Genomic DNA, 20,437 nt, shown 5'->3' on the forward strand with positions numbered 1-20,437 from the left:
AGTACGGCGAACGCTTCGAACCCCCGGCAAGCCCCGCTGGGCTAGCGCCAACGCGACAGAGGTGCCTGACCGAAAATCACGGTTCAGGCACCTCTGTCCACACCACTGCAATGGACGCGGCGGTACCGAGTCACTGGCATCGAACCGTGCGATACCGGGCTTGGCCAAGGCTAGCGCGACCTGCGGGAGACGACCCGCAGCAGCGCGTTGAGATCGCCCTCGATCAGCCGGAAAATCGAGTACGACGCGACGAATGCCAAGATCCCGCCCACACAGACGACCCGTACGACGTCGATGATGTTGGGGATGTCCGCAGTAGGAACGAAGGTCAGGCCACCTACGGCGATCAGCGGAATCGACGCGGCGACGGTCAGAAACCCGACGCTACGGCGCTGCAACGTGTGCAGTCGTGAGGCGTCTCCGCTCCCCGCACGACCGTAGGGCAGCAGCGACGGGTACAGACATCGAACGGTGAACAGCGAGACCAGGAAGAACGGGTAGGCGGTTGCCATCGCGCCGCAGACGACCAGCGATGCGATGAAGTGCACGTACGCCTCGGTCGGCACCGAACCGGCGGCGAACTGTAGGGACACGGGGAATGCGATACCTGCGACGACCCACAGACCGAGGCATACCGCGACCACTCGGCCCGCGGCCATGAGCGTGTCTGCTCTTGCCTGGGCCAATCGTTCTTCCGGAACGATTTTTCCGGTCCGCAGTGCATGCGGAACTGCGAGTACTCGACGGCAGAACCAGAGAATCAACACCAGCCCCAGGGGCCAGACCAGGCCGTTGATGGCCGTCGCGACGATCCCGAATCTCTCCTGTGCCGCCGGGGCGAGGTCGCTGATGATCAGCGCCTTGTTGTGCTGGTAGTTATAGACCGCAGCGACGGCATTGGGAACGCCGATCGCGAGGGTCATGACAGGAACCGTGTGTCGCCGAAGTCTCACGCGTGCGCTGGTGGGCGGGGGGTCGACCAGATTGCGTGCGCGAGCGTCGAGGCACAGGTCGAATTGCTGAGCCATTTCCTGGCCGGTGGCCCAGCGATCTTCCCGGTCGGGCGAGAGGCATTTGACGAGGATGCGTCGCAGCGTCGCCGGACAGTCTTGTGGCAGTTCGGACAGTGCCTGCGCGCCGACTCCGCCCCGGCGCACCCCAAGCAGGCCGTCGATGGCCGTACGGTCCCCGGCCGCGGAGTCTTCGGGGTCGGGGAACGGCTTGTGGCCGGTCAACAGTTCCCACAGCACCACCGCGAGCGAATACAGATCGCTGCGCGTGTCGAGATCTGCGGCGCGCCCCGGCCGTCCGGGATGGCAGGCCTCCAATTGTTCCGGCGACATGTAGCTCAGCGACCCACCGAAATAGGCGACTGGGCTGTCCCCTGCCACGGCGCCGCTGAAGCTGATGTTGAAGTCGGCCAGTTTCGGGACGCCCTCGGCGGTCAACAACACATTCGCCGGCTTGATATCGCGATGCAACACACCGCGTTCGCCCGCGTAATGCAGTGCATCCGCGAGTCGACGGCCGATCCAAGCCACCGTCTCCGGCCACGACAAGGACGAAATCTGTTCGCGCACAGTCGAGTCGGTGGGGCGAAGGCCGCCCTTGTCAGCGAGTGAGGCGTCGACGCTGTCGAGAAGTAGTCGTCCGTGGCGGTCGGTTTCTCGATTCGCCCGGACCCTTCCGAGCACATTGAGCAGGGTGCCTCCAGGCACGTACTGCATGTACAGCAGCCGCAGCCCGCGGTCCCGGAGAACACGTTGATCGAACACCCGAACGATGTAGTCGTGATCGAGCTGCGCCAAAGTCTGCGGTTCGGTCCCGCGGTCCTCGGAAATCTTCACCGCCACGATTCGTTGCATCGAGCGCTGCCTGGACAGGAACACCCGCGCAAAAGCGCCACGGCCGAGGCCCATCAGCAAGTCGAAATCGTCCAACCGATCGCCGACGTCGAGATCCTCGAGCTCGTCCTGGGACCCTGGGCGGGTCCATTCCAGGCCGGCGGAGGCGGTTCCCGTCATGTCGGTGGTCGTGGGTTCCACCTGGGTGGCATCGAGCTCCGACTCCGGCTCGGTCGAGGAGAGCTCGGTGGTTTCACCCGGAACGACGTTGAGCAATTCGGCCAGCGCCGCTGCTTGCACCGGGTACTCCGCGACGTAGTGGGACGGCGATACCGAGTCCCCGCTCTGACGTCGCACGCAGAATTCCTCATAGATCAATCCCACCGGGACCTGAGCCTCGGCGAGGTCGAATTCGGTGCAGTAGTCCCGCAGTCGCTTGGGCAAGTGCGCACGTAACCAGCGCTCCTGGAGGTCGACCGAGATGAGCGCTACGAGCCACCGATGCCGCAGAGTGGCCGAATCGGGTAGGAATTCGGCAAGGTCGGGCGCCCGTGGATCAGCCGTCGAGGTACTCGTCCGCCAGGCGGATCTCAGCAGCTCAGCGGCTGCGTCGGCGTGCTCCGGCACTGCCATGCCGTCCGGATGGGTTGTGACACCATCCGAATTTACGGTGACTCTGTCCGAGCCTGGCTGCACTTTGACAGACTAGACCCTCCAGCGTCGCTGTCCTCTGCCGAAAGCGGTAGGTCGGACAATAAGAAGACTGTGGTGGGGAACCTGTGGGGCAGGGGAGACGTTGAAGGGGGAGATGCGTTGTGCAACGCAGCAGTGTTGCCGGCCCGTTTGTGCACGTGATGCACCTGGGGCAGTCGGTTGCCGTTCGCGGTAACCTGGATCATCCGGTGCGCGGCCGGAGTCTGCGTACTGGAGAAGACTGGAAAGGACGAGGCCGTCTCGGCTGAAGCTGTATGAATCGGAAGACAGTTATACGGAACCTGGCCATCGTTTTCGGCGTCCTGATGGTGATCGCTGCCTTCAGCTACTTCGGAAACGACACACGCGGGTGGAAGACTGTCGACACGTCAGTGGCGATAGCGCAGCTCGATTCCAAGAACGTCGACACAGCTCAGATCGATGATCGTGAGCAGCAGATACGCCTCGAGCTCAAGTCCGGCAGCGACGCAACCGACGGCGAGACGAAGATCCTCGCCAAGTACCCGACCTCGGCGTCGGAACAGATCTTCGACAAGGTCGGCCAGGACGGGCTGAAGAGCTACAACACCGTGGTGTCCCAGGACAGCTGGTTCAGCTCACTGCTGCTCTTCCTTCTCCCGATGGTCATTCTGCTCGGCATCTTCGTGTTCTTCATGAGCCGTATGCAGGGCGGCGGTCGTGGTGGCGTGATGGGCTTCGGTAAGTCGAAAGCCAAGCAGCTCACCAAGGACATGCCCAAGACGACGTTCCAGGACGTCGCCGGTGCCGACGAGGCCGTCGAAGAGCTGTACGAGATCAAGGATTTCCTCCAGAATCCGGCTCGCTACCAGGCCCTCGGTGCGAAGATCCCGCGTGGCGTGCTGCTGTACGGTCCTCCCGGAACAGGTAAGACACTCCTTGCACGTGCAGTCGCCGGTGAAGCAGGAGTGCCGTTCTTCACCATCTCCGGTTCGGACTTCGTCGAAATGTTCGTCGGCGTAGGCGCCTCTCGTGTGCGCGACCTGTTCGAACAGGCCAAGCAGAACAGCCCCTGCATCATCTTCGTGGACGAGATCGACGCCGTCGGACGCCAGCGTGGAGCGGGCATGGGTGGCGGCCACGACGAGCGCGAGCAGACCCTCAACCAGCTGCTGGTCGAAATGGACGGCTTCGGTGAGCGCACCGGGGTCATCCTCATCGCCGCCACCAACCGCCCCGACATCCTCGATCCCGCTCTTCTACGTCCGGGTCGCTTCGACCGTCAGATCCCCGTCGGGGTTCCCGACCTCGCTGGTCGACGCGCAATCCTGGCCGTGCACTCGGCGGGCAAGCCGGTGGCACACGACGCCGATCTCGAAGGCCTCGCGAAACGCACGGTCGGCATGTCCGGTGCAGACCTGGCGAACGTCATCAACGAAGCAGCACTACTGACAGCACGCGAGAACGGCACGGTCATCACCGAGGCAGCTCTCGAGGAGTCGGTGGACCGCGTCGTCGGTGGACCCCGCCGCAAGAGCCGGATCATCAGCGAGCACGAGAAGAAGATCACCGCCTACCACGAGGGCGGGCACACGCTCGCGGCGTGGGCGATGCCCGATATCGAGCCCGTGTACAAGGTGACGATCCTCGCTCGCGGTAGAACCGGTGGCCACGCCATGACGGTGCCCGAGGACGACAAGGGCCTGATGACGCGGTCCGAGATGATCGCTCGTCTGGTCATGGCAATGGGTGGTCGCGCAGCCGAAGAACTCGTTTTCCACGAGCCGACCACCGGTGCTTCCTCCGATATCGACCAGGCCACCAAGATCGCGCGGGCAATGGTCACCGAATACGGCATGAGCAGCAAGCTCGGCGCAGTTCGTTACGGGCAGGAGCAGGGCGATCCGTTCCTCGGTCGCTCGATGGGCATGCAGTCCGACTTCTCGCACGAGGTCGCACGGGAGATCGACGAGGAGGTGCGCAATCTGATCGAAGCAGCGCACACCGAGGCCTGGGCGATCCTCAACGAATACCGCGACATCCTGGACATCCTCGCCACCGAATTGCTCGAGCGCGAGACCCTCACTCGCAAAGATCTCGAAAAGATCTTCACGAGTGTCAGCAAACGCCCTCGAATCACCGCGTTCAACGATTTCGGCGCACGGATCCCATCGGACAAGCCACCGGTGAAAACGCCACGCGAACTCGCTGCCGAGCGCGGTGAGCCCTGGCCGCCCGAGCCTGTCGCCCCGAAGGTCGTTCCACCACAACAGTTCCCGCAGCCCACGTACGCAGGTGCACCCCAGCTTTCCAAGGGGGGCCCGGGCAACTACGGCGGTGGTCACGCCAACGGAGCGCCCACAGCGGGTAACAACCCAGCCGGCAACAATCCAGCCGGCAACAATCCAGCCGGCAACAATGGCGGTAGCCCGTACAACGGTGGCACCCAGAACAGCAGCCCGTACAACGGCGGACCGTACAACGGGGGTGCGTACAACGGTGGGGGTGCACCCTCCAGCGGAGCACACAATGACGGCGCGCCCTACAACGGTGGGTCGTATCGCAAGCCGGAGCCACCGAAGAGCTCGCGTCCCGACTACGGTGCCCCGGCCGGATGGTCCGCCCCAGGCTGGCCTCCACGAGATCCGCTCGGTCCCGTTCAGGGCGGACCCCCAGCAGGCTATTCGGAGGGCAATCGCTACACCGATCCCTCCTATCAGCCGCCGCAATATCAGCCCCCGGAGTACCGCCAGCCCGACAATCGCCAGCCCGAATACCGGGAACCGGAGTCCCAGGGTCAGGAAGCCCCGCGATGGGATCCTTTGAACGGGGCCCTGCCGGACGACGCCGTTCGCGGCGGTGGAAACGAAGAACCGAATCCACCCTGGGAGACCCCGAATCCGGACGGCGAGCAGAACGAGGGCCCTCGCACGCAACGCTGGGAAGGTCCCAACGGACAGCACTAGTTCGGTCGCCCCGAGGCGCCGCCGGATAGGCTGACCGTCAAACCTCGGGGCATCGGCGCCCCGCAACCGGAGGTACAAGCTCAGTGTCAGTCAGGCAGATCGACCAAGACGGGGTAATACCCGGCGACGAGTTCGTCGCAGTGGCAACCGGAAACGCGTTCGATCAACCGCGCGCGGAGGCCGCAGTGCGCGAACTGCTCATCGCAGTCGGCGAAGACCCGGATCGGCAGGGGCTGCTCGAGACTCCCGCCCGCGTCGCACGCGCGTACAAGGAAATCTTCGGAGGCCTCTACACCGACCCGGACGACGTACTGAACACGACGTTCGACGAAGGCCACCAGGAATTGGTTCTCGTCCGCGACATCCCCATGTTCTCCACGTGCGAGCATCATCTCGTTTCGTTCCATGGAGTTGCGCACGTCGGGTACATCCCCGGTAGCAACGGCAAGGTGACAGGCCTCTCGAAGCTGGCACGAGTGGTAGACCTCTATGCCAAACGGCCACAGGTTCAGGAACGGCTGACCAGTCAGGTTGCCGACGCAGTGATGCGCAAGCTGAGCCCACGCGGCGCGATCGTCGTCATCGAGGCGGAGCACCTGTGCATGGCGATGCGTGGCATCCGAAAGCCCGGAGCGAGTACGACGACGTCGGCTGTGCGGGGCTTGTTCCAATCTTCTGCCGCGTCTCGGTCCGAAGCGTTGGATCTCATCCTGCGCAAATGACCTTGCCCGTCGCGCCCGTCGTCATGGGTGTCCTCAACGTGACCGCCGACTCGTTCTCCGACGGGGGGCGGTACCTGGACGTCGACGCAGCAGTTGCACACGGAACGACACTGCACCGGACAGGTGTCGGCATCGTCGACGTCGGTGGTGAATCCACGCGTCCGGGTGCCGATCGAATCGACCCTGCCGTCGAGGCGCGCCGAGTTGTGCCCGTCATCGCAGAACTGTCGGCGCGCGGCATCGCCACCAGCGTGGACACCATGCGGGCATCGGTGGCGGCGGCGGCGATCGAAGCAGGGGTATCGATCGTCAACGACGTCTCCGGAGGCCGCGCAGATCCTGCGATGGCGTCGGTGGTCGCCGATGCCGGTCTGCCGTGGATTCTCATGCATTGGCGCTCGGCCGCCGATTACGGCCCTGACGGCGCGGCCGCTCATCAGGACAGTGGCGCCATCGCGTATTACGACGACGTCGTCGCCGATGTTCGACGCGAACTGCTCGAGCAAGTCGATCGTGCCGTAGCCGCAGGTGTGGATCCGGCGGCCATCATCCTCGATCCAGGTCTCGGTTTCGCGAAGAACGCCGAGCACAACTGGGAACTGCTGCGAGCGCTACCGACGTTCGTCGAGCTCGGCATGCCGATTCTGATCGGCGCGTCACGTAAACGTTTTCTCGGCACACTTCTCGAATCCGACGGTGAACCGAGACCGCCCGACGGACGTGAGGTCGCAACAGCGGTTGTGTCCGCGCTTGCGGTCGCAGGAGGAGCGTGGGGTGTTCGCGTTCACGACGCCCAGGCCTCACTGGACGCGGTAGCAGTAGTGAAGGCATGGCAGGGGTTGAGAAGGTGAGTGACCGAATCGAGTTGCGCGGGTTGAAGATTCGCGGCAACCACGGAGTCTTCGACTTCGAGAAACGTGACGGTCAGGACTTCGTCGTCGACATCACCGTCTGGATGGATTTGCGCCCTGCTGCCGCGACGGATGATTTGGTGAACACGCTGCACTACGGCGAGCTTGCGGAAGCGGCAGCGGCGATCATCGCAGGTCCGTCGCGGGACCTCATCGAAACCGTCGCAGCCGAAATCGCCGACGGAGTCATGGCGGACACGCGCGTCGATGCAGTCGAGGTGGTGTTGCACAAACCGTCCGCGCCGATCCCACTCTCCTTCGACGATGTGGCTGTAGTCGCCTCGCGGAGTCGTCGGTGACGCGCGCGGTGCTGTCGATCGGCAGCAACGTCGGTGACTCGTATGCGCATCTGCGTTCGGTGACGTCCGCGCTCGGCGACCGCGTCGTTGCGGTGTCTTCGGTGTACTCGTCGGCGCCCTGGGGAGGCGTCGAACAACAGGACTTTCTCAATGCCATCGTCGTAGCGGACGATGATCAACGGGGCCCGTACGACTGGCTCGAGGTTGCTCGTGAACTGGAAAAGGCAGCGGACCGCATACGGGTCGAGCGTTGGGGACCGCGAAGTCTCGACGTCGACATCATCACGTGTGACGACATTTCCAGTAGCGATCCACAGCTGCTCCTTCCGCATCCTCGAGCACACCAGCGAGCATTCGTCCTGGTCCCTTGGCTCGAGGTCGACCCTGGGGCGTCGCTCGAAGTGTCCGGGGACGCTCGGTCGGTGGGCGAATGGATACAATCGCTGAGCGAGGAAGAACGGGCGGGCGTTCACCGCACGGAGATGACACTGCACACACCGAACACCGCTCCATGACGGCCACGAGAATCAGAGATCTTGTCGGCCTCGCCGGATTCGCGGCTCTCGCAACCTGGCTGCTCGTGCGATCGTTCTACGGATCGCTACCACCGATTCACGTGTTCGCCGGCGCATCGCTCTACGTCGTCGCGATCGCCGAGACGGTGCTCGGCTTCGTGATCCGATCGCGCATCGAGAAACTGCAGGTCGGCGACGGGCCGAATCAGCTACATCCGATCACCGCGGCCCGAGCGCTGGCCCTGGCCAAGGCATCTGCTCTGGTCGGTGCAGCAGCTGCCGGAGTGTGGTTCGGATTCCTGCTACACATCGTCCCGCTCGCGTCGTCGGTGCGGGCCGCGTCCTCGGACCGGGCGGGCGTCATCGTCGGGCTCGTTGCTGCAGTGGCTCTGGTGGGTGCGGCCCTGTGGCTCGAACGTTGCTGCAGGACCCCGACCGACTCCGGTGACAGGCCCGAACGTTGAAGGCAGTTACCGTCCCCGGAGCCGGATCGTTACCACCGAAGCGGACAAGCGTAGTCCGGCTTCCCCGTTTGTCGACGGTTCGCCAGCTACCCTGGACGTCATGACCGAACCGACTCGCGCGAAAGCGTCACGCCGTCAACGGCGGAGTGCGAGCCAGCTTTTCATTGCAGCGCTGGTCGTATTCGGCATCATCGCCAGCATGTTGATGTTGTTCAGCGAAAATGTGCAGTGGCTACGTGTGGGCTTGGTCTCAGCGTTGTGGGCCGCGATCATCGGTGCGTTCGCGATGACGAAGTACCGCCGCGAAGCAGTGGCCGACCAAGCCAAGGCCAAGGATCTTCAGACTGTGTACGAGCTCCAGCTCGCGCGTGAGATTTCCGCTCGGCGGGAGTACGAACTCGGCGTCGAATCTCGCGTACGAAGCGAAGTGGCTGTCGAGACCAGCGAGATTGCGGCACTCCGAGCAGAACTGGCTCACCTACGCAACAACCTGCAACTACTGTTCGACGGCAACCTGCCCACCGAACGAGTGGCGCTGCGAGCCGATGCGACGCGTGTGCAGGAGCTCGGCGGTCGCAGCTACGCCAGCTACCAGCCGGCACCTTCGGGCTTGTTCGTTCCCGGTAAATCTTCGCAGTCCTCTTCCCCGAGCGCCGAGGGCCCGAACGCCCCCGTGCCCGGTCTCGGAACGCCGTACGACGAGCCCGTCACAGCCGAGACCTCGGTGCTCTATCCCGACGTCCCCATCGGTAGCGAGGACGTGCCCGGCGCGGGTTCTGTGCCCAGCGGGGGTTATGTGTCGAGCGAGCCGGCCCGTCGCGCAGAATCGCGATCCCCGGCCAGCGGTCGACGCGTACCCACACCGCCGCAGGCCCCGGCTCCGACACCACCGCTGGTGAGTGAGCCCGTCGGCTATTCGTCCGATCGGTCGACGGCCGTCGAAGCCGAAGAACCGCTCGCGGCAGCCCAGGGGTCGGGCGCGAGTTCGCAGCCATATTCGGGCCAGCCGTCTTCGAGCCCGCAGCCGTACGCGAGCCGGGTGTCCGAGCCTGAGGTTGTTGCGGAGTCGACGGAACAACCTGCACCGGTTCCCGAGGAAGCTGTGGCACCTGCGCCCGACTCGAACACCGAGGACGTGGAAAGTCACGACGCTTCGGAGCCTGCTTCCGATCTTCCGAGGCGACGGCGTCGAGCCGAGCCGGACGGTGATGGCGCGGGTGCGCACACCAATGGTCGTTCGGTGGCCGAGATCATGGCAGGAATGAAATCCAGTGACACCGAGCCGAGCGCACGTCGTCATCGACGCCGCGCCGACTGACCTGCTGACATCTCGTCCGAACGCCGGGCGCGGCACCGAAGGGTGAAATAGATCACTGCTCAGGCCGTGGCCCGAGGTATCCCGGTGCCGCTATCCTTCGTTCAGGACGTCTGGTACCCGCCGAGCGGGACTGGAACGAACGAGAGGAAGTTTCGGTGACCTCACCTGAGTTCAGGAGTGGTGCCCGCGGAATACCCCCAAGCTCTGCCGACCCGGCACCTGCGCGTTTGAGCGTAGGTATCGTCTCCGCAGGACGGGTCGGTACCGCACTCGGCGAGGCTCTCGAGCGCGTCGGGCATGTCGTGTTCGGTTGTGCTGCAGTGTCGGAAGAGTCCAAGGAGCGCGTACGCACGCGCCTGCCGGATTCGCAGATCTTGCCTGTCGACGAGGTTGCCAGGCGTGCCGAGTTGCTGATCCTCGCAGTTCCGGACAACGAGTTGGCATCCATCGCCGCAGGGTTGGCGGCAACCGGTGTCGTTGCCCGGGGAAAGCTCGTCGTGCACACCTCCGGCGCGAACGGCATCGGCATCCTCGCCCCGTTGGCCGCACAAGGTGCTATCCCGTTGGCTATTCACCCGGCCATGACGTTCACCGGCGGGCCCGAGGACACCGATCGGCTGGCCGCTGCGTGCTTCGGAATCACCGCAGCGGACGAGATCGGCTATGCCGTCGCGCAAGCCTTGGTTCTCGAACTCGGTGGTGAACCGGTTCATGTCGCCGAAGACAATCGCGCGCTCTATCACGCAGCGTTGGCTCACGGGTCCAATCACCTCGTCACGCTGGTTGCCGACGCCGTCGACGCATTGCGAGTCGCACTCGACGGCCCAGGTTTTCCTGGGATCGATTCCGAACCCGAAGCAGCACAGCGAGTTCTCGGTCCGCTCGTGCGAGCAGCGTTGGACAACGCATTGCGGCACGGTCAGAGCGCTCTTACCGGGCCGGTGGCGCGCGGCGACGTCGCCGCCGTGCAGAAGCATCTGGACGTGCTCAGCGACGTCGATCCTGCGATCGCGGCGGGATACCGAGCGCTCTCGCTCAGATCCGCCCAACGCATCGGATCGAAACCCGAACTCATCGAGATTCTGGAAGGCGAGTTATGACCCTGGCAGGTAGCTACAAGGCGGGGGAGTTGACAGTTCATCACGATCCGACTGTCGTCTCCGCGGTGTCGAAGGCACTGCGCGGCGTCGGCAGGCAGATAGCGCTGGTGCCGACCATGGGTGCGCTGCACGCCGGGCACATCCATTTGGTTCGGCAGGCGAAGCGCACCGGGGCCGTGGTGTTCGTGTCGATCTTCGTGAACCCCCTGCAGTTCGGCGAAGGGGAAGACCTCGACGCCTATCCACGCACCCTCGACGCGGACGTGGAGTTGCTGGCAAGTGAGGGAGTCGAGATCGTCTTCGCTCCTTCGGTGTCGGATATGTACCAGGCCGGGCCACGTACGACCGTGCTCCCCGGTCCGCTCGGCAGCGAGATGGAGGGTGCTAGCCGGCCGACGCACTTTGCCGGGATGCTCACAGTGGTGACCAAGTTGTTGCAGATCACCTCCCCGCATGCAGCGTTCTTCGGTGAGAAGGATTACCAGCAGCTGACGTTGATCCGACAGCTGGTGCGAGATCTGAACTTCGACGTGAAGATCTTCGGTGTCCCCACCGTGCGCGAGCAGGACGGTCTCGCGTTGTCTTCTCGCAATCGCTATCTCGACGACGCCCAGCGTACGGCGGCGATGGCTTTGTCGGCGGCGCTGGTAGCCGGGGCCCACGCCGCGGCCGGCGGAGCCGAAGTGATTCTGGCTACGGCAGGCGAAGTGCTCGCGGCGGTGCCCGAGGTGAAGGTCGACTATCTCGAACTTCGAGGTGTCGATCTCGGACCTGCTCCCGAGCGTGGCGACGGTCGACTTCTCGTGGCCGCGACGCTCGGCACCACCCGACTCATCGACAACGTCGGTGTCGCTGTCGGGACCGGCTTTCTCGAATACCCCGACGACCCGAAGAATTGAAGGGATAGAACATGTTTCGCACAATGATGAAGTCCAAGATTCATCGCGCGACCGTAACCCATGCGGACCTGCACTACGTAGGTTCGGTGACCGTCGATCAGGACCTGATGGAGGCGGCCGATCTCCTCGAAGGTGAGCAGGTGACCATCGTCGACATAAACAACGGCGCACGGTTGGAAACTTATGTAATCACCGGCGAGCGTGGCAGCGGGGTGATCGGTATAAACGGTGCCGCAGCACATCTGGTCGATCCTGGTGATCTGGTCATTCTCATTGCCTACGGCGTGATGAACGAGCAGGAATGCAAGGACTACGCACCCCGAGTGGTGTTCGTCGACGACAAGAACAAGCCCGTCGAACTCGGTAGTGACCCCGCATATGCACCCGAGGGCTCGGGCCTGATCACACCTCGCACACTTCGTGCCGATTCCGTTCTGGTGTAAAGATGCTGCTTGCGATCGACATTCGCAACACATCGATGACGCTCGGCCTGTTCAGCGGCAATGGTGATCACGCAAAGTTGTTGCGTGATTGGCGGATGCGTACGGATTCGCGAATAACGGCGGACGAGCTGGCATTGATGCTTCGCGGCCTTCTCGGCGACGACGTCGATCAGATCACCGGCGTGAGCGCCCTGTCGACCGTCCCCTCGGTGCTGCGGGAAATTCGGACGATGTTGACCCGTTACTGGGAGCACATTCCGCACGTCGTCGTCGAACCTGGTGTGCGAACGGGTGTTCCGCTGTTGGTCGACAATCCCAAGGAGGTCGGCGCCGATCGGATCGTCAATACCCTTGCTGCGCACGATTTGTACGGTAGTGCCTGCATCGTGGTCGACTTCGGCACCACGACCTGTGTCGACGTCGTCTCTGCCAAAGGCGAATTCCTCGGCGGTGCCATTGCGCCCGGGTTGGAGATCTCCACTGCAGCAATGTCTTCCAGATCAGCAGCATTACGGGAGATCGAATTGGTACGGCCCCGCTCGGTGGTCGGGAAGAATACCGTCGAATGCATGCAGTCCGGTGCCGTGTTCGGGTTCGCCGGGTTGGTCGACGGATTGATCGCCCGCATCCGTCGTGAACTCGCCGACTTCTCCGGTGCGGACGTGGCCGTGATCGGTACCGGCGCCAGTGCCCCGCTGATCATGGGGGAGAGCAGTGCAATCGAGCATCACGAGCCCGACCTGACGCTAGAGGGCCTGCGACTGGTCTACGAGCGCAATCTCGCGAAACGACGGATGCGCTAGCGCTTGCGGGCGGCGTGTGTAACAATCTTTCTCGTGATGACGTGCATGGGACCCAAGGAGTGTTGTCGAGGCTGATCGCTGCCTCGTTCAAACATCGACTCTGGAGTACTCCCCGTGCTTTCCACACCTGTCTTCATTTCCCCACCGGTGCGCTCTGTTTCCAGCCGCGCCCGTTCCGCGCCTCAGCTTTCTCTACCTACCCGGCTCAGGCCACATGACCTACTGCGTATCACCGATCAGGGCGCTTCGGACGTGCTGGACGGCCGATTCGACGACATCCTGCCCGAGAGCGGCCTCTGGCCGACCGAAGAACGCTGGGCGAGTCGTTTGCACGCCGACGACGACCTGGACGTCTGGCTCATCAGCTGGGTACCGGACAGGTCCACCGAGCTTCACGATCACGCGGGCTCGATCGGCGCATTGACCGTCCTCAGTGGCTCCCTCGTCGAATCTCGTTGGGCTGGAAATGAACTGAAGAGCCGGCGCCTCGATGCCGGGGATCAAGCGTCGTTCCCGCTCGGGTGGGTCCACGACGTCATGCATGCACCGGACACCACCGCGCCCGGCCCCACGCTCAGCGTTCACGCGTACTCGCCACCGCTGACAGCAATGTCCTACTACGAAGTCACCGAGCAGTCCTCGCTCCGAAGAACCCGTACCGAGCTGACCGACGAACCCGAAGGTGCATCGAAATGACGATCGTCGAAATGTTGGATCAGGCGCGCAGCCGCATCGAGCGCACCACCGTCTTCGAGCTGCGCGACGCGATTGCCCGTGGTGCCGTCGTCGTCGACATTCGGCCTCAGGCGCAACGGGCCGTCGAGGGCACGCTGCCCGGCGCGCTTGCCATCGAGCGCAACGTGCTGGAGTGGCGCCTGGATCCGACGAGTGATGCCCGGCTCGCTGTCGCAGTCGATCACGACGTCGAGTGGATCGTCATCTGCTCCGAGGGCTATACCTCCAGCCTCGCCGCGGCGTCGTTGCAGGATTTGGGGCTCACGAAGGCCACCGACCTCGTCGGCGGGTACCAGGCACTGAAGTCGGCCGGGCTGCTCGGCGTGCTGACCAAGGCCAAGCACACCGTCCGTGAGGCCAAGGCCGTCAGTGCGCACTGATTCTCCTGTTGAGGGGTTCGACAGATAAAGTGTGCGTCTGTGACTGATTCAGCTTCCTCCACCGCCGACGACACTCCGGAACAGATTCGGATCCGTCGCGCCAAGCGGGACCGGTTGCTCGAACAGGGACGTGAGGCGTACCCGGTGTCCGTAGCGCGGACGCACACGTTGCTCGAGATTCGTGACCGGTACTCCAACCTCGAAGCCGATGCGAAGACGGGCGTGCTCGTCGGAGTCGCCGGTCGCGTGATTTTCGTCCGCAACACCGGCAAGTTGTGTTTCGCCACTCTCCAGGAAGGCGACGGAACTCAACTCCAGGCAATGATCAGCCTTGCGGGTGTCGGTGAGGACGCCTTGGCGGCCTGGAAGTCGGACGTCGATCTCGGTGACTTCGTCTTCGTACACGGCGAGGTCATCAGCTCGCGTCGCGGCGAGCTCAGCGTGATGGCCGATTCGTGGGAGATCGCGTCGAAGGCTCTGCGACCGCTCCCGGTGGCGCACAAGGAACTGAACGAAGAGACGCGTATTCGGCAGCGATACCTGGACTTGATCACCCGCCCGGAAGCACGCGCGGTCGCTCGCAAGCGCATCGCGGTCGTACGCGAACTGCGCAATGCCCTGGAGCGACGGGGCTTCCTCGAAGTCGAGACCCCGATGCTGCAGACCTTGCATGGTGGCGCTGCCGCCCGCCCGTTCGTCACTCATTCCAATGCACTCGATACCGACCTTTTTCTCCGGATCGCACCCGAACTGTTTCTCAAGCGTTGCGTCGTGGGCGGCATCGAGAAGGTTTTCGAGATCAACCGCAACTTCCGTAACGAAGGTTCCGACTCCTCGCACTCTCCCGAATTCGCGATGCTCGAAACCTACGAGGCGTACGGAACGTACGACGACTCGGCGAAGATGACTCGTGAGCTCATTCAAGAGGTTGCCGAGGCCGCGCTCGGAACTCAGGTGATCCTGCTGCCCGACGGCACGACCTACGACATGAGCGGTGAGTGGACGACACTCGAGATGTACCCGTCCCTGTCGGAGGCGCTCGGCATCGTCGTGACGCCCGATACCACGGTCGAAGAACTCTTGGCCCTCGCCGAGAAGATCGGTGTCGACGTGCCGCGCAAGGACGGCAAGTCGATCTACGGTCACGGCAAGCTCGTCGAGGAGTTGTGGGAGAACCAGATCGGTAACGATTTGTTCGCGCCGACCTTCGTTCGTGACTTCCCCGTCGAGACGTCTCCGCTGACTCGTCAGCACCGCAGCAAGCCGGGCGTCACCGAGAAGTGGGATCTCTACATCCGCGGGTTCGAACTCGCGACGGGCTACTCCGAACTGGTCGACCCGGTCATCCAGCGGGAGCGTTTCGAAGATCAAGCACGTCAGGCCGCGGCCGGAGACGACGAGGCCATGGTTCTCGACGAGGACTTCCTGGCCGCGATGGAGCAGGGCATGCCTCCGACCACAGGCACAGGTATGGGAATCGACAGGCTCCTGATGGCGCTGACAGGACTAGGTATCCGAGAGACGATTCTGTTTCCGATCGTGAAGCCGTCTCAGGGCTGACTTGCGAGCAAAGTTTATTGTTCGCCAACAGCGGACACTCGAGGGGAAACGAATTGCCCCGACGGTGCGTTATGAACAGTAAGCAGGCACATAGGTCCGTCGCTACAGATCAGAGATGACCTGTAGAGGGGGTCGAGGGTCGGCAAGTGAACCTTCGGCCAACTAGAGTAAGGCTGGAGGCGTGGATACCTTTCGGCATCTACGTGAGACTTACCCTTCAAATGCCGGCGAACCCGATTTACCAAATACCGTGGTGCTAGAAGACCTGGTGGGCGGAGTGCTACCACCCACCGAGAAGTGAGGGAGAGCGATGTTCGAGAGGTTCACCGATCGCGCGCGGCGTGTTGTCGTCCTGGCTCAAGAAGAAGCCCGGATGCTCAACCACAACTACATCGGCACGGAACACATCCTGCTCGGCCTCATCCACGAGGGTGAGGGCGTCGCAGCGAAGTCTCTGGAGTCGCTGGGTATCTCCCTTGAAGGAGTCCGCAGCCAGGTCGAGGAGATCATTGGTCAGGGCCAGCAGGCTCCGTCCGGTCATATCCCGTTCACCCCGCGCGCCAAGAAAGTACTCGAGCTCAGTCTGCGTGAAGCACTGCAGCTCGGCCACAACTACATCGGCACCGAGCACATCCTGCTGGGTCTGATCCGCGAAGGCGAAGGCGTTGCGGCTCAGGTACTGGTCAAGCTCGGAGCCGACCTCAACCGGGTGCGTCAGCAGGTTATCCAGCTGCTCTCCGGTTACCAGGGCAAGGAGCCGTCCGAGAGTGGTAGCGGACGCGGCGATGCCGGTACGCCGTCGACGTCGCTGGTTCTCGACCAGTTCGGTCGCAACCTGACCCAGGCTGCACTCGAAGGCAAATTGGACCCGGTCATCGGTCGCGCGAAGGAAATCGAGCGCGTCATGCAGGTGCTGAGCCGTCGTACGAAGAACAACCCTGTTCTCATCGGTGAGCCCGGCGTGGGTAAGACCGCTGTTGTCGAGGGCCTGGCTCAGGCGATCGTCAACGGTGAGGTGCCCGAGACACTCAAGGACAAGCAGCTCTACACCCTCGACCTCGGTTCGCTGGTTGCCGGTAGCCGTTACCGCGGTGACTTCGAAGAGCGCCTGAAGAAGGTTCTCAAGGAGATCAACACCCGCGGCGACATCATCCTGTTCATCGACGAGCTGCACACTCTCGTCGGCGCAGGCGCAGCCGAGGGCGCTATCGATGCGGCCTCGATCCTCAAGCCGAAGTTGGCTCGCGGTGAGCTGCAGACCATCGGTGCCACCACCCTCGACGAGTACCGCAAGTACATCGAGAAGGACGCCGCTCTCGAGCGTCGTTTCCAGCCCGTGCAGGTCGGCGAGCCGACTGTCGAGCACACCATCGAGATCCTCAAGGGTCTGCGTGATCGGTACGAGGCTCACCACCGCGTCTCCATCACCGACGGTGCACTCGTCGCAGCTGCCACGTTGGCCGATCGTTACATCAACGATCGATTCCTGCCGGACAAGGCGATCGACCTGATCGACGAGGCGGGCGCGCGGATGCGCATCCGTCGAATGACCGCTCCACCAGACCTGCGCGAGTTCGACGACAAGATCGCCGACGCACGTCGGGAGAAGGAGTCCGCGATCGACGCGCAGGACTTCGAGAAGGCCGCGAACCTGCGCGACAAGGAGAAGCAGCTCGTCTCCCAGCGCGCCGAGCGTGAGAAGCAGTGGCGTAGCGGTGACCTCGACGTGGTTGCCGAGGTCGACGACAACGAGATCGCCGAGGTCCTCGGAAACTGGACCGGCATCCCCGTGTTCAAGCTCACCGAGGAAGAGACCACTCGTCTGCTCCGCATGGAAGATGAACTGCACAAGCGGATAATCGGACAGGTAGAGGCAGTCAAGGCCGTCTCGAAGGCAATCCGTCGTACTCGTGCAGGACTGAAGGATCCGAAGCGTCCGTCGGGCTCGTTCATCTTCGCCGGCCCGTCCGGTGTCGGTAAGACCGAGCTGTCGAAGGCACTCGCGAACTTCCTGTTCGGTGAGGACGACGCCCTCATCCAGATCGACATGGGTGAGTTCCACGATCGCTTCACCGCGTCGCGGCTGTTCGGTGCTCCTCCCGGCTACGTCGGATACGAAGAGGGCGGCCAGCTCACCGAGAAGGTCCGCCGCAAGCCGTTCTCCGTCGTTCTGTTCGACGAGATCGAAAAGGCACACCAGGAGATCTACAACACGCTCCTGCAGGTGCTCGAAGATGGCCGTCTCACCGACGGCCAGGGACGCACGGTCGACTTCAAGAACACCGTGCTGATCTTCACCTCGAACCTCGGTACCGCGGACATCTCGAAGGCAGTCGGACTCGGCTTCTCCTCAGGTGAAGGCACCGGATCGAACTACGAGCGGATGAAACTCAAGGTCAACGACGAGCTGAAAAAGCATTTCCGCCCGGAGTTCCTCAACCGTATCGACGACATCGTCGTGTTCCACCAGCTCACCAAGGACGAGATCGTCCAGATGGTCGACCTCATGCTCAACCGAGTCGAAGGTGCGCTCAAGAACAAGGACATGTCGATCGAGGTCACCGAGAAGGCCAAGTCACTGCTGGCCAAGCGTGGATTCGACCCGGTACTGGGTGCACGGCCACTGCGTCGCACCATCCAGCGCGAGATCGAGGACGCGTTGTCGGAGAAGATCCTGTTCGGCGAGGTCGAAGCCGGCCAGATCATCCTGGTCGACGTCGAGAACTGGGACGGCGAAGGCTCGGGCGAGGACGCGAAGTTCACGTTCCGCGGCGAGAAGAAGCCGATCAGTGTTCCTGACGAACTGCCCGTCGACCTGGCCAAGGCCACCGGCGACAGTGACAGCGACTAGTCGGTAGTTTCAGCCCAGTAGTTTCGGCCCAGTATTTTCGACTCAGCGGGCCGTACTCCGAAAGGGGTGCGGCCCGCTTTGTCGTCTGTGGGCTGGGTGGTTCGCCCGCCCGCCCCACCGCTTCAATGGTCCACTCATACGATCTGATGGCTTCGATGTCACATTCAAGCGGCGGCGGAACCGTCGGATTCGCCCGCCCCACCGCTTCAATGGTCCACTCATACGATCTGATGGCTTCGATGTCACATTCAAGCGGCGGCGGAACCGTCGGATTCGCACTCAATAGGTGAGGCGGAGAACGCAACGTTGGGTTTTACTGAGTGCGTGACTACAGTCGACAGGCACACTGCGTCCGCGCGAGCCGGTTTGGTTCTGTTCGTACTCATCCTTGTTGCTTCCGTCGCAAACCTGAATTTGGCGGTCGCCAACGTCGCACTGCCGGAAATCGGTAGAGACTTCGACGCCAGTCAGACGCAGCTCAATCTGATCGCGGTCGCGTATTCGCTCGGCCTCGCTGGTTCGGTCCTCTATCTCGGTGCGCTCGGGGACCGCTACGGACGCAAACTGTTGTTGGTTCTGGGTATGGCGTTGTCGATACCTGCCTGTGTCATTGCCGGTTTCGCACCCAATTTCGAAGTTCTGTTCGGTGCGAGGTTGCTCGGTGGTCTGTCCGCAGGCTTGGCCTACCCGACGACCCTGGCACTCATCACTGCGTTGTGGTCCGGGGCTTCGCGCACGAAAGCAATTGCGTTGTGGTCGGCTCTCGGCGGCGCCATGTCCGCACTCGGACCACTGTTGTCCGGGGCGTTGCTGGAGAAGTTTCAATGGGGATCGGTCTTCCTGGTGACGTCACCGCTGGCGTTGGTCGCCCTGGTTCTGGCAGCTGCGTTCGTGCCAGCGCATGTGAACGAAACAACCGATCCGGTAGACAATCTCGGTGGAATCGTGTCGGTTGTGTTCATTGCAGCGCTGGTGCTGAGCATCAATTTCGCGCCGGTCGACGGGATGGGAACCGTCGCGCTCGGGCTGGGTGCGATCGCTCTTGCAGCAGGGGCGGTATTTCTCGTCCGGCAGAACCGCACGTCGTTCCCGCTGTTCGATCTGAAAATCGCTCGTCGGAGGACGTTCTGGGTTGCGGCCCTGGCTGGGATCATCGTGTTCGGTTCGCTGATGGGTGTCATCTTCGTCGGTCAGCAGTTTCTGCAGAACGTGCTCGGTTACTCGACACTTGCCGCCGGTGCGTCGACGCTACCTGCGGCCGTCGCGATGGTGCTGGTGGCGCCGCAGTCGGCGAAGCTGGTGGAGCATCGGGGGTCGAGATTCACTTTGCTGCTCGGTTACGTCTTCATCGTTCTCGGATTGGTGATGGCCTGGCTGACATGGAAGGAAGACGTGTCCTATGCAGTAGTGGCGATCAGTTACGTGTTGCTCGGTATCGGCGTTGGCCTCGCAGGCACACCTGCCTCGCGTTCCTTGACCGGCTCGGTGCCGGTCGATCGCGCCGGAATGGCGTCGGGAACAGCGGATCTGCAACGCGATCTCGGCGGAGCGATCATGCAATCGACGTTGGGTGCACTGCTCACTGCTGGGTACGCGGCATCGTTGACGTCGCAGATTTCGAGTTCGCCCGAGGCGAGCAATATCAGCGCGGAAACCCAGTCGATTCTCACCAAGTCGTTCTCGTCGGCAACCGATTTGGCAAGCAGCTATCCGCAGTACGCCGATCAGATCATCGGCGCAGCCAAACAAGCGTTTCTCGACGGTGATCAAATGTCCTACGCCGCCGCGATAATCGTGGTCCTGGTCGGTGCCGTACTGGTCTTCTTCGCTTTTCCGGGGCGCGACGAGGAGAAAAAGCTTCTCGCTCAATATCATTCGATCGACGCGGGTCGATCTGCAACGCCGATCGACGAACCCGGTTAGCCTGGGATTCTTCGGGCTCGTCCGAGCCTGAA

The 20,437-nt window shown here is 63.0% G+C and carries 17 protein-coding genes; 16 read left to right on the forward strand and 1 reads right to left on the reverse strand.

Annotation, left to right across the window (positions count from 1 at the left end; all coding sequences use genetic code 11):
• Positions 1-170 precede the first annotated feature (170 nt).
• Complete coding sequence (locus tag ABIB36_RS07930; protein WP_354571543.1) at positions 171-2,477, reverse strand: serine/threonine-protein kinase; 2,307 nt, start codon at positions 2,475-2,477, stop codon at positions 171-173.
• A gap of 335 nt (positions 2,478-2,812) precedes the next feature.
• Here ABIB36_RS07930 and ftsH point away from each other — a divergent pair, with 335 nt between their 5' ends.
• The 16 genes from ftsH to ABIB36_RS08010 all read left to right on the forward strand — a co-directional run bounded on the left by ftsH (position 2,813) and on the right by ABIB36_RS08010 (position 20,405).
• The gene (gene ftsH / locus ABIB36_RS07935) at positions 2,813-5,482 is read left to right on the forward strand and encodes an ATP-dependent zinc metalloprotease FtsH (RefSeq protein ID WP_354559858.1); all 2,670 of its coding nucleotides are present in this window, start codon (positions 2,813-2,815) and stop codon (positions 5,480-5,482) included.
• 116 nt (positions 5,483-5,598) lie between these two features.
• A complete protein-coding gene (gene folE / locus ABIB36_RS07940) occupies positions 5,599-6,204 on the forward strand; it encodes a GTP cyclohydrolase I FolE (RefSeq protein ID WP_179142207.1) in 606 nt (201 codons plus the stop codon).
• Complete coding sequence (folP, locus tag ABIB36_RS07945; protein WP_179142178.1) at positions 6,201-7,055, forward strand: dihydropteroate synthase; 855 nt, start codon at positions 6,201-6,203, stop codon at positions 7,053-7,055. Before folE ends, folP begins: the two co-directional genes overlap by 4 nt.
• Positions 7,052-7,414, forward strand: a complete 363-nt coding sequence (gene folB / locus ABIB36_RS07950) for a dihydroneopterin aldolase (RefSeq protein ID WP_084345538.1) — start codon at positions 7,052-7,054, stop codon at positions 7,412-7,414. Before folP ends, folB begins: the two co-directional genes overlap by 4 nt.
• Entirely contained in the window at positions 7,411-7,929 is a 519-nt protein-coding gene (gene folK / locus ABIB36_RS07955; protein WP_084345537.1) for a 2-amino-4-hydroxy-6-hydroxymethyldihydropteridine diphosphokinase, read from the forward strand. Before folB ends, folK begins: the two co-directional genes overlap by 4 nt.
• A complete protein-coding gene (locus ABIB36_RS07960; protein ID WP_084345536.1) occupies positions 7,926-8,393 on the forward strand; it encodes a DUF3180 domain-containing protein in 468 nt (155 codons plus the stop codon). The genes folK and ABIB36_RS07960 overlap by 4 nt, the downstream gene beginning before the upstream one ends.
• 100 nt (positions 8,394-8,493) lie before the next feature.
• Positions 8,494-9,711 carry a DUF6779 domain-containing protein gene (locus tag ABIB36_RS07965; protein ID WP_084345535.1) on the forward strand — a complete coding sequence of 406 codons (1,218 nt, stop codon included), beginning with the start codon at positions 8,494-8,496 and terminating at the stop codon, positions 9,709-9,711.
• Between the two features lie 155 nt (positions 9,712-9,866).
• Positions 9,867-10,811 carry a Rossmann-like and DUF2520 domain-containing protein gene (locus tag ABIB36_RS07970; protein ID WP_084345534.1) on the forward strand — a complete coding sequence of 315 codons (945 nt, stop codon included), beginning with the start codon at positions 9,867-9,869 and terminating at the stop codon, positions 10,809-10,811.
• Complete coding sequence (gene panC, locus ABIB36_RS07975; RefSeq protein WP_354559855.1) at positions 10,808-11,710, forward strand: pantoate--beta-alanine ligase; 903 nt, start codon at positions 10,808-10,810, stop codon at positions 11,708-11,710. Before ABIB36_RS07970 ends, panC begins: the two co-directional genes overlap by 4 nt.
• A gap of 11 nt (positions 11,711-11,721) precedes the next feature.
• Positions 11,722-12,153, forward strand: a complete 432-nt coding sequence (gene panD / locus ABIB36_RS07980; protein WP_354559853.1) for an aspartate 1-decarboxylase — start codon at positions 11,722-11,724, stop codon at positions 12,151-12,153.
• A 2-nt stretch (positions 12,154-12,155) separates the two neighbouring features.
• Positions 12,156-12,956 carry a type III pantothenate kinase gene (locus ABIB36_RS07985; protein WP_084345531.1) on the forward strand — a complete coding sequence of 267 codons (801 nt, stop codon included), beginning with the start codon at positions 12,156-12,158 and terminating at the stop codon, positions 12,954-12,956.
• Positions 12,957-13,103: 147 nt separating this feature from the next.
• Positions 13,104-13,652 carry a cysteine dioxygenase gene (locus ABIB36_RS07990; protein ID WP_354560212.1) on the forward strand — a complete coding sequence of 183 codons (549 nt, stop codon included), beginning with the start codon at positions 13,104-13,106 and terminating at the stop codon, positions 13,650-13,652.
• A complete protein-coding gene (locus ABIB36_RS07995) occupies positions 13,649-14,071 on the forward strand; it encodes a rhodanese-like domain-containing protein (protein WP_084345520.1) in 423 nt (140 codons plus the stop codon). The genes ABIB36_RS07990 and ABIB36_RS07995 overlap by 4 nt, the downstream gene beginning before the upstream one ends.
• Positions 14,072-14,110: 39 nt before the next feature.
• Positions 14,111-15,631, forward strand: a complete 1,521-nt coding sequence (lysS, locus tag ABIB36_RS08000) for a lysine--tRNA ligase (RefSeq protein WP_084345518.1) — start codon at positions 14,111-14,113, stop codon at positions 15,629-15,631.
• A gap of 310 nt (positions 15,632-15,941) precedes the next feature.
• Positions 15,942-18,482 (forward strand): ATP-dependent Clp protease ATP-binding subunit, encoded by a 2,541-nt coding sequence (locus tag ABIB36_RS08005; RefSeq protein ID WP_084345516.1) that lies wholly within the window; start codon positions 15,942-15,944, stop codon positions 18,480-18,482.
• A 324-nt stretch (positions 18,483-18,806) separates the two neighbouring features.
• The gene (locus tag ABIB36_RS08010) at positions 18,807-20,405 is read left to right on the forward strand and encodes an MFS transporter (RefSeq protein ID WP_354559851.1); all 1,599 of its coding nucleotides are present in this window, start codon (positions 18,807-18,809) and stop codon (positions 20,403-20,405) included.
• The last annotated feature ends 32 nt before the right edge of the window (positions 20,406-20,437 follow it).

It is taken from the genome of Rhodococcus sp. UYP9, from assembly GCF_040547235.1.
GTDB lineage: Bacteria > Actinomycetota > Actinomycetes > Mycobacteriales > Mycobacteriaceae > Rhodococcoides.

Excerpts from the sequence above, each read along its gene's own strand:
- ABIB36_RS07930 (WP_354571543.1), bottom strand. The coding sequence starts at position 2,477 with ATGGCAGTGCCGGAGCACGCCGACGCAGCCGCTGAGCTGCTGAGATCC.
- ftsH (WP_354559858.1), top strand. The coding sequence starts at position 2,813 with ATGAATCGGAAGACAGTTATACGGAACCTGGCCATCGTTTTCGGCGTC.
- folP (WP_179142178.1), top strand. The coding sequence starts at position 6,201 with ATGACCTTGCCCGTCGCGCCCGTCGTCATGGGTGTCCTCAACGTGACC.
- ABIB36_RS07960 (WP_084345536.1), top strand. The coding sequence starts at position 7,926 with ATGACGGCCACGAGAATCAGAGATCTTGTCGGCCTCGCCGGATTCGCG.
- ABIB36_RS07965 (WP_084345535.1), top strand. The coding sequence starts at position 8,494 with ATGACCGAACCGACTCGCGCGAAAGCGTCACGCCGTCAACGGCGGAGT.
- panC (WP_354559855.1), top strand. The coding sequence starts at position 10,808 with ATGACCCTGGCAGGTAGCTACAAGGCGGGGGAGTTGACAGTTCATCAC.
- panD (WP_354559853.1), top strand. The coding sequence starts at position 11,722 with ATGTTTCGCACAATGATGAAGTCCAAGATTCATCGCGCGACCGTAACC.
- ABIB36_RS07985 (WP_084345531.1), top strand. The coding sequence starts at position 12,156 with ATGCTGCTTGCGATCGACATTCGCAACACATCGATGACGCTCGGCCTG.
- ABIB36_RS07995 (WP_084345520.1), top strand. The coding sequence starts at position 13,649 with ATGACGATCGTCGAAATGTTGGATCAGGCGCGCAGCCGCATCGAGCGC.
- ABIB36_RS08005 (WP_084345516.1), top strand. The coding sequence starts at position 15,942 with ATGTTCGAGAGGTTCACCGATCGCGCGCGGCGTGTTGTCGTCCTGGCT.